This is a genomic window from Pseudomonas sp. xss_4 (assembly GCF_043104125.1).
In the GTDB taxonomy this organism is placed as follows: Bacteria; Pseudomonadota; Gammaproteobacteria; order Pseudomonadales; family Pseudomonadaceae; genus Aquipseudomonas; species Aquipseudomonas parafulva_B.
This window is the reverse complement of record NZ_JBICKJ010000053.1, coordinates 1-1,172: the sequence shown is the minus strand read 5'-3', so window position 1 is coordinate 1,172 and position 1,172 is coordinate 1. Positions and strand designations below refer to the sequence as shown.

The 1,172-nt window shown below is 65.3% G+C and carries 2 protein-coding genes and 1 pseudogene; all 3 read right to left on the bottom strand.

Going from position 1 to position 1,172, the window contains the following annotated elements; translation table 11 throughout:
- A pseudogene (locus tag ACF8GB_RS10520) lies at positions 1-248 on the bottom strand (DotU family type IV/VI secretion system protein); the annotation flags it as partial.
- Between the two features lies 1 nt (position 249).
- On the bottom strand, positions 250-996 hold the full coding sequence (gene tssK, locus ACF8GB_RS10515; protein ID WP_392526998.1) for a type VI secretion system baseplate subunit TssK: 747 nt from the start codon (positions 994-996) through the stop codon (positions 250-252).
- The coding region (locus ACF8GB_RS10510) for a type VI secretion lipoprotein TssJ (RefSeq protein WP_392526997.1) at positions 993-1,172 on the bottom strand (180 nt) is incomplete at its 5' end. The genes ACF8GB_RS10510 and tssK, both read right to left, overlap by 4 nt.

Genomic DNA, 1,172 nt, shown 5'->3' with positions numbered 1-1,172 from the left:
TTGCGCACGCTGTCGTAGAGTTCGCCGACGTTGTCGTAGGCCTGGGTCTTGCGCAGGCGCACGATCAGGCCGAACAGGGGGATGGCGCCGTCGGCCAGCGGGTTGTAGCCGTGGCCGCGCAACTGGAAGCCGAGGTCTTCGTCGGCGTCGATGTGTTCGATGGTGTCGAAGCCGATGACGCGCTTGTGCGGGACGGCCGGCGCGGGCGGGGTGCGCAGGTAGGGCTGGCGGGCGAGGGTGTTGGTCATGTCATTGGCTCCTGATGGCCCAGAACTGCATTTCCAGTTCGGGGTAGTCCCCGGCGATGTGGAAGCCGAAGCCTGCGGCCTCGCGCATCATTTGCCAGTTGGCGTGGCTGCGGTCGAGCTGGAAGTAGCTGAAGCCGGAGTGGAACGGCAGGTGGCGCGGCACGGCGGACAGCGAGACGCTGGTGGGATAGGAGTGCTCGTCGAGCACCAGGCTGCCGTCCGGGCGCTTGTCGAGGATGTGGCACAGGGCGATGCCGGTGAAGGCGCTGCGGTCGTCCCGTTCCAGGGTCAGTTGCAGGTTGGGGATGGCCAGATCCATGCGGATGTGGTCGCCTTCCTCGCTGTGGGTGTCACGGGCTTCCTCGGAATGCGCGATGTAGCGGGCGTTGGCGTAGGTATCGGGCCACTGCACTTCCAGCACGCCGTCGGACTTGAGCGGCAGGGTCAGGTAGACCACCTGGCCGGCGCTGGTGGCGTCGGCGATGGTCAGGGGCGCGGGCGGCGGCTGGTCGTTGGGGATGTTGAAGACCGTGCCGTCGGGCATGACGCCCTGGGCCCTGACGATGGCGATCTTGCCGAAGCTCAGGTACTCGTGGTTCAGCTCCAGCACGCTGAAGCCGTACAGGTGTTCGCTGACGGCGTTGATGCGCTGGTTGGCGTGGTGTTCCAGTGCGCGGGTCTGTTGTTGGAAGTGCTGCGGCTTGACGAACAAGCCTTCGCTCCAGATGACAGAGTTCCTTGATGTCATTTCGTCGGTCTCGGTTTCGGCTGGCGGTAGCGCTCTTCGGTGATGGCGACCGCGTTGTCGTGGAGGATGACCAGCAGGGCGTACTTGTGCCCGTTGGGTTCCAGGCGCAGTACCTGTTTCCAGGTGGCGCCGTCCTGGTCGTGGAAGTTGGCGAAGACGGCGATGTAGCGGGTGTC